General features: G+C 72.7%; 6 protein-coding genes. All 6 read left to right on the top strand.

Annotated features, from left to right (window positions below; all coding sequences use genetic code 11):
* Nucleotides 1-89: 89 nt before the first annotated feature.
* Nucleotides 90-1,568, top strand: a complete 1,479-nt coding sequence (locus ACJA3G_RS04855) for a sugar transferase (protein WP_406551621.1) — start codon at nucleotides 90-92, stop codon at nucleotides 1,566-1,568.
* 82 nt (nucleotides 1,569-1,650) lie between these two features.
* Complete coding sequence (locus ACJA3G_RS04850; RefSeq protein ID WP_406551620.1) at nucleotides 1,651-2,976, top strand: nucleotide sugar dehydrogenase; 1,326 nt, start codon at nucleotides 1,651-1,653, stop codon at nucleotides 2,974-2,976.
* On the top strand, nucleotides 2,966-4,246 hold the full coding sequence (locus ACJA3G_RS04845) for a glycosyltransferase family 4 protein (RefSeq protein ID WP_406551619.1): 1,281 nt from the start codon (nucleotides 2,966-2,968) through the stop codon (nucleotides 4,244-4,246). Before ACJA3G_RS04850 ends, ACJA3G_RS04845 begins: the two co-directional genes overlap by 11 nt.
* Nucleotides 4,243-5,604, top strand: a complete 1,362-nt coding sequence (locus ACJA3G_RS04840) for a Wzz/FepE/Etk N-terminal domain-containing protein (RefSeq protein WP_406551618.1) — start codon at nucleotides 4,243-4,245, stop codon at nucleotides 5,602-5,604. Before ACJA3G_RS04845 ends, ACJA3G_RS04840 begins: the two co-directional genes overlap by 4 nt.
* Nucleotides 5,601-7,130, top strand: coding sequence for a Wzz/FepE/Etk N-terminal domain-containing protein (locus ACJA3G_RS04835; protein WP_406551617.1), 1,530 nt, complete (start codon nucleotides 5,601-5,603; stop codon nucleotides 7,128-7,130). Before ACJA3G_RS04840 ends, ACJA3G_RS04835 begins: the two co-directional genes overlap by 4 nt.
* 3 nt (nucleotides 7,131-7,133) lie before the next feature.
* A complete protein-coding gene (asnB, locus tag ACJA3G_RS04830; protein WP_406551616.1) occupies nucleotides 7,134-9,068 on the top strand; it encodes an asparagine synthase (glutamine-hydrolyzing) in 1,935 nt (644 codons plus the stop codon).
* The last annotated feature ends 2 nt before the right edge of the window (nucleotides 9,069-9,070 follow it).

The following is a 9,070-nucleotide window of genomic DNA, read 5'->3' as shown; positions in this document are numbered from 1 at the left end:
GGAAGACACAGTGCGGGGGGCGGGGGCCTCCCGGGGGGAGGAACAGTGTCAGACGAACACGTCCAACCACTGGCGACCTGGGGGGTCCTGTGCGGCAGGGTGGACTAGTCAGACCGTTTCCGCCGACGCGAAGACGTCTGGCGGACGAAACCATCGGCCGGCCCGCGACCGACTGGGAGCAGCGGTACCGCCGTACCGTGATCACCAGCGACACCCTCGCCACCGCCTTCGTGGTCGCGGCGATCGGCGCCTTCTTCGGCGCCCGGGACGCGGCCAACTGGCATGAGAAGTGGGGCATCCTCACCTTCGGCACCGAACTGCTGGTGCTGGGAGCGCTCGCGGTGAGCCGGGCGTGGGCCCCGGGCGTACTGGGGCAGGGCGCCGAGGAGTTCCGCCGCCTCGGGCGCGCGCTGTTCACGGCGGCCGTCGTCCTCTCGCTCGGCGGCATCGCCCTCACCTCGCGCAACATCAAACTCTGGATATTCGTCGCGATACCCGCGATCGGTCTCGTCTCCATGACCGCGCGGTATCTGCTCCGCCTCGGGCTGCACCGACAGCGCAAGGAGGGGCGGTGTCTGCGGCCGGTGCTCGCCGCCGGGAGCCCGGCCACCGTGCGCGACCTGATAGCCCGCACACGCAAGTTCCCCCACCTCGGCTGGCGGGTGGACGCGGTGTGCACCACGGACGGGCTCGGGCCCGAGGGCGACCAGTTGGACGGAGTACCGGTCGTGGGGCGGCTGGCGGACGTGGCGGGCCATGTCCGCCGCGACGGCTACCGGGTGGTCGCGGTCACCCCGGACCCGCACTGGTCCCCGGACCGGCTGCAACGGCTGGCCTGGAACCTGGAGGGCAGCGACGCCGAGATGGTCGTGGCGCCCGTGCTGATGGAGGTGGCCGGCCCGCGGCTGCACGTCGACGCGGTGCTCGGGATACCGCTGCTGCGGGTCAGCATGCCGACCTTCACCGGGGGCCGCCGGGTGGTCAAGGAAGTCGTCGACAGGCTGGGCGCGGCGCTTCTGCTGCTGCTGTTCACACCGCTGATGGTGCTCGTCGGGATCCTCGTACTGGCGGACAGCCGGGGCGGGGTGTTCTACCGTCAGCGCAGGGTCGGCAAGGACGGCCGCGAGTTCACCATCCTGAAGTTCCGCACCATGGTCGCCGGGGCCGACCGGGCGCGGGCCGCGCTGGCCGACCGCAACGAGGGCGCCGGCCTGCTGTTCAAACTCCGCCGCGACCCGCGGGTGACCCGGGTGGGAGCGGTGCTGCGCCGGTACTCGATCGACGAGCTGCCGCAGCTCTTCAACGTACTCACCGGATCGATGTCGCTCGTCGGCCCGCGGCCTCCGCTGCCGGAGGAGTCCGCCGCGTACGGCCCGGACATCCGGCGGCGGCTGCTGGTCAAACCCGGGCTCACGGGCCTGTGGCAGATCAGCGGACGCAGCGACCTGCCGTGGGAGGAGGCGGTCCGGCTGGACCTCAGATACGTGGAGGACTGGTCGCTCGCCCTGGACACGGTGATCCTGTGGAAGACCCTGCGTGCGGTGCTCTACGGCCAGGGGGCCTACTGATGCGCGGCGGACTGCAACTTGAGGGTTCCGCCGACGCGCGGACCGCGGGCCGCCGGGGCCTGCCTGGCGGGAGGGACGGGGCATGAGGGTCAGCGTCTTCGGGCTCGGTTACGTGGGCTGTGTGTCGGCCGCGTGCCTGGCCAGTCTGGGACACGAGGTCATCGGGGTGGACGTCAACCAGGTGAAGGTCGACCTGGTCAACGACGGCCGGGCCCCGGTGGTCGAGGAACGGATCGGTGAGCTCACCGCCGAGGTCGTACGGACCGGGGCGCTACGCGCCACCCACGACGTCCGCGAGGCGGTCATGGGCAGCGAGGTGTCGTTGATCTGCGTGGGCACGCCCTCGGAGCCCAACGGCAGCCTGTGCACCACGTACTTGGAGCGGGTCACCGAGCAGATCGGCGCCGCGCTGGCCGAGGGGGCCGAGCAGGGGGGCCGGCACACCGTCGTGTTCCGCAGCACCATGCTCCCGGGCACCTGTCTGAACCTGCTGCTGCCGATCCTGGAGAAATACGTCGGCGGCACGGCCGGGGTGGAGCTCGGGGTCGCGGTCAACCCGGAGTTCCTGCGCGAGGGCACCAGCGTGCGGGACTTCTTCGACCCGCCCAAGACCGTCATCGGCGAACTCGACCCGGCGAGCGGTGACACCGTGGCGGCGCTGTACGACGGGCTGCCCGGTGAGGTGTTCCGGGTGCCGGTCCCCACGGCCGAGGCCATCAAGTACGCGGACAACGCGTTCCACGGCCTCAAGATCGGATTCGCCAACGAGCTGGGCGCGGTGTGCCAGGCGCTCGGGGTGGACTCGCACCAGGTGATGGACGTGTTCCTGGCCGACCGCAAGCTGAACATCAGCCCCGCCTATCTGCGGCCCGGCTTCGCCTTCGGCGGCTCCTGCCTGCCCAAGGACCTGCGCAGCCTGGTCCACGCGGCGCGGCGGGCCGATGTCTCGGTGCCCATCCTCGCCCATGTGCTGCCCTCCAACTCCGACCATCTCCAGCGGGCGGTGGACCTGGTCGAGCGCACCGGCAGACGCCGGGTGGGCCTGTTCGGGCTGTCCTTCAAACCCGGCACCGACGACCTGCGGGAGAGCCCGCTCGTCGAGCTGGCGGAACGGCTCTTCGGCAAGGGGTACGACCTGAAGATCCACGACGCCAACGTCAGCCTCTCCCGGCTGATGGGCGCCAACCGCGAGTACATCGAGACGCGGCTGCCCCACCTCGCGCAACTGCTCGCCGACTCCGTCGAGGAGGTGCTCGAACACGCCGAGGTGTGTCTGGTCGGGACGAGGGACCCGGCCGTGCTCGCGGCCCTGCCCCATGGCGACGGCCCGGTGATAGTCGATCTCGTCCGCCTTCCCGACGCCGAGGCGCGCCGGGCCGAACCGGGGTACGTGGGCCTTGCCTGGTGACACATCGTTCGACGACACGGCCGGCGGCGACCGGCCGGGCCGGCGCGCCCTGATCCTGGTGGAGAACCTGTCGGTGCCGTTCGACCGCCGCGTGTGGCAGGAGTGCACGACGCTGCGCGACGCGGGCTGGGAGGTGCACGTCATCTGCCCCCGGGGAAGCAAACGGGACACGGAGGCGGAGGCGGAGATCGACGGGGTGCGGATCCACCGCTACCCGCTCCGCGCGGCGACCGGAGGACCGGCCGGCTATCTGCGGGAATACGGCACGGCGCTGTGGCATACGGCACGGCTGGCCCGCAAGGTCGGCCGGGTCGATGTGGTCCATGCCTGCAACCCGCCCGACCTGCTGTTCCTGCCGGCCCTGTGGCTGAAGCGGCGCGGGGCGCGGTTCGTCTTCGACCAGCATGACCTGGTGCCCGAGCTGTACCTCTCCCGGTTCGACCGCGGCGAGGACCTGCTCTACCGCGCCGTGTGCGCGCTGGAACGGCTGACCTACCGGGCCGCGGACGTCGTGCTCGCCACGAACGAGAGCTACCGGGATGTCGCGGTACGCCGTGGCGGGCGAAGTCCGGCGGATGTGTTCGTGGTGCGCAGCGCTCCGCAGACCGACCGGTTCCAACCGGTTCCGGCGGAGCCGGAGTTGAAGCGCGGCAAGCCCCATCTGCTGTGCTATCTGGGGGTGATGGGCCCCCAGGACGGCGTCGACTACGCCCTGCGGGCCCTGGCGAAACTGCGCGACGAGCTCGGACGCACCGACTGGCACGCGGTGTTCGTCGGCTCCGGTGACGCCTTCGACGCGATGGTGGAGCTGTCCGGGCGGCTCGGGCTCACCGAGCAGGTGCAGTTCACCGGGCGCGTACCGGACGCCGATCTGGTGCGCTATCTGTCCACCGCGGACGTGTGCCTCTCCCCCGACCCGCGCAACCCGCTCAACGACGTGTCGACCATGAACAAGGTCCTGGAGTACATGGCGATGGGGCGGCCGATCGTCTCCTTCGACCTGAAGGAGGCGCGGGTCTCCGCCGGTGACGCCGCCCTCTACGCGCCCGCCAACGACGAGGCCGAGTTCGCCGCGCTCATCGCGCTGCTGCTGGACGACCCGGAGCGACGGGCCCGGATGGGCAGGACCGGCCAGGAGCGGATCGGCGGGGAGCTCTCCTGGCGCAACTCGCAGGCCGCACTGCTCGCCGCCTACGCCGTCGCCTGCCGGAAGCGCACCACGGCCTCGGCGGGCGACCCGGTACGAACGGTGAGGAGGCCGCGCCATTGAGCGATGACACGATACGCCTGGTCACGATCGGGCGTATGTTCCGCAGGCGGTGGCAGCTGCTCGCCGTCCTGGCCGTGGTGGGCGCGCTCGTCGGCTACGGCTCCTCGGTGTTCTTCCCCCCGCGTTACACGGCGTCGGCGTCGGTGCTGCTGCCGGGCCAGTGGGAGGAGCGCGAGCTGCTGACCCAGGCGGAGATCGCGGCCAGTTCGACGGTGGTCGACCGCGCGGCCACCACGCTCCGCTGGCGGGGCGGCGGCGCCAGGCTGCGGGACCGGGTGAGCGCCAAGGCCACCGACGGCAACATCATCAAGATCTCGGGTACGGCCGACACCCCGGAGGGCGCGCAGCGCCTCGCCGACCAGCTGGCCCAGCAGTTCGTCGCCTTCACCGCGCGGATCGCGGGCGACAACAGCGACCCCGGCACGGCGGCCGGGCCCGAGGCGCTGCGGCAGAAGGTGGAGCAGACCAACCACCGCATCAGCGAGCTCGCCAACGCGGCGGACCCGGGGCAGACCGTGGAGAGCGTGCAGGTCCGCACCGAACTGGAGAAGCTGCGCACCGCGTTGCAGGAAGCCATGAAGAAGCTGGACCAGGCCGACCCGGCGACCAGCAAGGCCGGCATGGTCGTCATGGGTCCGGCGGCCCGCCCGGCCGGTGAGGCACCGCCGACCAGAACCCAGCTCACCGTCGCCGGGGCGCTGCTGTTCCTCGTGCTCGCGGTGGTCGGCCATCTCGCCGCCGCCCGGGTCAACCGCCGGCTGCGTACCGAGGCGGAGATCACCGCCGCCCTCGGCGCGACGCTGCTGGGCACCGTCGAGGTACCCGGTGAGCGGGCCGCGCGGGCCGAAGGCCGTGGCCCGTGGACCTGGCTCCGCCGGCTGCTGGGCCTGGACGGCCGCTGGGACATGCCGGTCCCGCCGATGTCCGGCGACGAGGAGGGCAGCCGGATCCGCTACCGCCGGGTGTGCGCCCGGCTGCGGGAGCGCCTCCCGGCGCCCCGGCGGCTGCTGGTCGTCGTACCGGACGGCGACGAGATCGCCCGCCTGGCCGCCGCGGAGCTCGTCGCTCAGGCCAAGAGCGGTCCGCTGCTGCGGGTGGTGGACGTCTCGGTGTCCCAGCCGATGGTGCCGGACCGCGGCACCGAGTCCGGCGCGCTCGTCGTGCTCAGCGCGGGCAGCTGGACCGCCGAGGACCTCGCCGGTGTCGCCGAGGCGTGCGCGGACGCGGAGCACGAGGTCGTCGGCGTCGTCGTCGCCCGGGCGGTCCGGGCCCGCACGGCACGGACCGCGGCCCCTTCCCCGCACCACACCGTCCCGGTGATCGTGGTGGGCGACGACGCGAGGCGAGGTTCAGTGTGACGAGCAAGACTTCCCAGCCGTCGGCCGCGACCCCGCTCTTCGACCTCCAGGCGCTGGTGGTGGCGGTACGCAGACGCCGCCGCCTCTGGTCCTCCCTCGCCCTGCTGGGGCTGCTGGCGGGCGCGGTGATGGCGGTCGCGCTGCCGGCGCCCCCGGCCGCCGTGGCCAAGGTGCTCGTCACCCACCAGGCGGACCAGCCCAACGACACCGGAACGCTGATGCGTACCGATGTCGCGCTCCTGGGGACCACACGGATCGCCGGCCAGGCCCTCCAGGCCCTGAAGTCCCCGGAGAAGCCGGAGGACTTCATGCGGGACTACCGGGGCACCGGCCTGACCAACAACCTGATGCAGATCGATGTGACCGGGGCCAGTGACACCGAGGCGGTGGCCCGGGCCGGGGCGCTGGCCCGCGCGTTCGTCGCGGACCACGTCCGCCGGATGCAGGAGGCGGCGAAGGCCGAGGCCAAGGCGCTGCTCGACCAGCGCGACCGGATGCGGGACGAACTCGCCCAGGTCAACAAGTCGATCGGGGACCGGGCGCAGACGGGCGGCGGACCGAAGGCGTCGGCCAGTATCGAGACGCTCTACGCCCGCCGCGCCGAACTCAACTCGCGGATCGCCGACTTCGACCAGCGCGCCGCCGAGGCGCGCACCGGAGCGCCCCAGCTCGTCGCCGGCACCCAGATCGTGGACGGGCCGCGCGCGGTGCGGCACTCGATGCCCAAGGCGGCCGTCACCAACGCCGTGGTCGGCCTCGTCCTGGGGCTCGTCCTCGGGCTCGTGGTGGCCGCGGTCGGCACGGTGGTGGCGGACCGCCCCGTACTGCGCCGGGAGATCGCGGCGAACCTGGGTGCCTCGGTCATCGCGGAGCTGCGCCGCACACCCCGGGGGCCGGCCGGACTGTGGCGGAGCCGGCGGACCCGGGCGGCGCACGAACGGCTCGCCGCGACCCTGGCCCGTACCGTGCGCGGCTGCGCGGAGCCGGTGTCGCTGCTGGAACTGGGCTGTGCGCGCGATACGGGCGTGCTCGCCCTGGAGGTGGCCAGGGCACTGGCGGCCGACGAGCCCGTGGTCGTCGTGGACGCTCTGCCGGGCCAGGAGCTCGCCGGCGGCCGGCGGCGGCCGGACGATCCGACCGTGGTCGGCGCCGAGGGCGCCGCCGCGGTGCCGCAGCACGAACGGCGGCTCGGCGTCGGCTCGGTGGCCCCCGGCACGGCGTGGACCGACCTGCAGTACCTCGGCACCCAGACCGTGCTCGTCGTACGCGCCGGGCACGGCAGCGCCGCATGGCTGCACACCGTGGCACGGCAGCTCGCGGACCAGCGCGTCGTCGTCATCGGCGTGGTGCTGATCGACCCCGATCCGCACGACCGCACCGACGGCACGCTGTGGGACGGGCTGCACACCGCGCTGCGCGGCCAGAACGAGCGGCTGGCCCGGCGCAGCGGGGCGGGCCGGCGGGGGACGGAGCGGCTGCCTATGTGGGCGGCGCGGGTCCCGGACAGCGACCAGGAGGCGCGGTAGGACATGTGTGGCATCGCAGGCACATACCGGTGGCCGGACGGGAAGGCCGTGACCGACCGGCTCACCGACACCCTCGCCCACCGCGGCCCGGACGGGGCGGGCCGCTACAGCCATCCCCTCGGCGACGGCGAAGTGCACCTGGGGCACCGCCGGCTGGCCATCATCGACCTGTCGGGGACCGGCGCCCAGCCGATGGTCTCGGACGGCCTCGCCCTGACGTACAACGGCGAGCTGTACAACGCGCCCGAACTCCGCGCCGAACTGGCCGCCGCCGGGGTGCGCTTTCGCGGTACCTCCGACACCGAGGTGCTGCTGGAGGCCTGGCGGCGCTGGGGCACGGACTGTCTGCCCAGGCTGCGCGGCATGTTCGCGTTCGCGGTCTTCGACGAGCGGACCGGCGAGCTGGTGCTCGTCCGCGACCAGCTCGGCGTCAAGCCGCTGTTCCTGCTCCGGCGCGGTACGGGCCTGGTCTTCGCCTCCGAGCTCAAGGCGCTCGCCACGGCGACCGGCGGGGCACTGGAGGTCGACCACGCGGCGCTGGTGGCCTCGCTGCTGTACTACTGGGTGCCCGACTCGCGCTGTGCGCTGCGCGGCGCGGAGAAGCTGCCGCCGGGGAGCTGGCTGCGGTGCCACGCCGACGGCCGGGTGGAGCGCGGCCGGTTCTGGAACCTGAAGGACGTCGCCGCCGAGGGCCGGGAGCGGGCGCGCGCCGGCGAGCGGCCCGACCTCGCCGCCGTCGTCGAGGAGTCGACCCGCCGGCATCTGCTCTCCGACGTGCCGGTGGCGACCTTCCTCTCCGGCGGGCTCGACTCCAGCTATCTGACCGCGCTGGCCGCCCGTCACCGGCCGGGGATCTCCGCGTACACCATCGGGTTCCGCGCCGAGGACGCCAGATTCGAGGCGATGCCGGACGACCTGCGCTACGCCCGGCAGGTGGCCGAGCGGTTCGGCGTCGATCTGCACGAGATCGAGATCGCCCCGGACGTGCTCGACCTGCTGCCGAGGATGACGTACCACCTCGACGAGCCGATCGGCGACCCGGCCGCGATCAACACCTTCCTGATCTGCTCGGCCGCCCGGGACGCCGGGGTGAAGGTGATGCTCTCGGGGATGGGCGCCGACGAACTGTTCGCCGGATACCGCAAACACCTGGCCAACCTGCTGGCGCTGCGCTACCAGCGCGTCCCGCGTCCCCTGCGGCGCGGGGTGTCGGCGGCCGTGGACCGGCTGCCGGTCGCCACCTCGCGCCGGGGCTACCGTTCGGTGCGCTTCGCGAAGCGGTTCCTCTCCTTCGCCGAACTGCCGGAGGAGACCGCGTTCCGGCGCAGCTACACCATGTACGACCAGGAGGAGCTGCTCGCCCTGGTCGATCCTGATCTGGCGGGGACGGTCGAGGACGTGCTGACCGAGCACGCGGACGTCTACGCGGACAACGACCTCGACGACTTCGTCAACCGCATGTGCCTGGGCGACGCCCGCATGTTCCTGCCGGGCCTCAACCTCGCCTACACCGACCGCTCCAGCATGGCCGCGTCGACCGAGGTGCGGGTGCCGTACGTGGACGTCGAGGTGGTCAGGGCGGCGTTCGCGGTGCCCGGCGACGCCAAGATCGTCGGCCGGCAGGGCAAGGCGGTCCTCAAGGAGGCCGCCCTCTCGGTCCTGCCCCGGGAGATCGTGTACCGGCCCAAGGGCCTGTTCAGCGCCCCGCTGCGGGCCTGGATGAGCCGGGACCTGGCGCCGCTGGTGCGTGAGGTGGTCAACGACGGCGAGCTGGTCCGCTCCGGGTTCCTGCGCCGTGACGCGCTGGCGCGGATGGTCGCCGAGGACGCCGCCGGGCAGCGGGACTTCTCCAAACATCTCTGGCATGTGCTGACCCTCGAGTACTGGTATCGCGGCGCGACCTCCGGGTCCGGCGAGAACACGCGCCTGTCGGCGTAGAA

The organism is Streptomyces sp. YS-3 (assembly GCF_045257485.1).
GTDB lineage: Bacteria > Actinomycetota > Actinomycetes > Streptomycetales > Streptomycetaceae > Streptomyces.
The sequence above is the reverse complement of the archived record's forward strand: the minus strand, read 5'-3'. Positions and strand labels throughout refer to the sequence as shown.

Excerpts from the sequence above, each read along its gene's own strand:
- ACJA3G_RS04850 (WP_406551620.1), top strand. The coding sequence starts at position 1,651 with ATGAGGGTCAGCGTCTTCGGGCTCGGTTACGTGGGCTGTGTGTCGGCC.
- asnB (WP_406551616.1), top strand. The coding sequence starts at position 7,134 with ATGTGTGGCATCGCAGGCACATACCGGTGGCCGGACGGGAAGGCCGTG.